1 pseudogene is annotated in these 1,292 nt (G+C 39.6%); it reads right to left on the bottom strand.

Going from position 1 to position 1,292, the window contains the following annotated elements:
- Window positions 1-515: 515 nt before the first annotated feature.
- Window positions 516-695, bottom strand: a pseudogene (locus FN831_RS28545) (IS66 family transposase); the annotation flags it as partial.
- Window positions 696-1,292: the final 597 nt, after the last annotated feature.

A 1,292-nucleotide genomic window follows, 5' to 3' on the forward strand; every position in this document is an offset into this window, starting at 1 on the left:
TTTTTTACTGTTCATTGTGTCCATAAGTTTATACTAATTTACTTATTCTTACTCTTGATTATCAAGAGTTGACACAGTTTGATTTACAGTCTCGATTATTGATTTTCTTCAGCACCTCTATCATCCAGATCATCGGATTGATGCCATGTAATTTGCAGGTTCCCATGATAGAATATAGCATTGCGCTTCTCTGTGCACCGCCGTCTGAGCCACTGAACATGTAGTTTTTTCTTCCTAACGCAATAGGGTCTGATACTGGACTCGATTGGGGTGTTATCAATGTTTAATAACCCATTATCCATATATATCCAAACGCTTATGTCTCTTCATAGTTTAGGCAAATGCCTTATTAGTAGCGCTTTTCTCCTTTAACCGCCGGCATTTTCTTCAAGCCAATGGCCGAACTTTGTTCAGATCGGTTTTGCACGTTCTTGCCTGACTTGCTGACATTCATTAATGCTTTTATCTTTGACTTCGCGTTCGATGTCATACAGGCGGGCAAAGATATCCATTGCTTAGGATGCCCTATTTGGATCGTTTTTTTCTGCCTCTAGGAAATACCGTCTTGCGTGTGGCATGCAGCGGCGCATCAAGTGACCTACTAGTTGCAGAGAGGGTCTCGTAGCATCGCCATCGCTCTTCAAGTATCCTTTGAAATTGCATAGCAATGCCTGTGGTATTTCCTGATTGCGTCCAAGCTGAGAATAAGTTAGTTTATTGGGTCACTGTAGTAAAGGTGTTTATCTCTTGGACATGTTCAAATTCAGTAACTTATAATGATTTGTGGTCCACCGGCAGTAGGCAGTTAAATAGGGCACCTCTTGAGGCACCTCAGATTGCGATAAATGTGCGATTTTGAAGATAGTTTGGAAACACTAAACGCCTTAAACATAAGTTTAAAGCGTTTAGTGTATTTTGAAGATACATTTGCGGAGAGTGGGGGAACGATACCCACAGTTATAATTCCGTTTTAATATGATATTTTCGAGGTTTGTGATTATGGACTCACCGATCTTGGCTTCTTTGTAGCCGCAAAGCTAGACGTCGATTGTAGTTATTTATCTATTAAAATTAAAACACTTGGGATTATATTAATGATGAAACTTTATGACAAATGGTTCTTCTTATTCTGTTTTTTTTGTGGATTATTTGTGAAGTCAGATTTTTCGTCCTTTTTAACGGTTTCATTGCCCAAATTGGGAGTTTCGGCAAAACTGACCCTATCATTCCGCAATTAAACTGACGTTCTATTCCGCTCCAAATTGACCCCTCTGTTTCGGTGCAAACTGACC

This window comes from Pedobacter westerhofensis (assembly GCF_900182595.1).
In the GTDB taxonomy this organism is placed as follows: Bacteria; Bacteroidota; Bacteroidia; order Sphingobacteriales; family Sphingobacteriaceae; genus Pedobacter; species Pedobacter westerhofensis.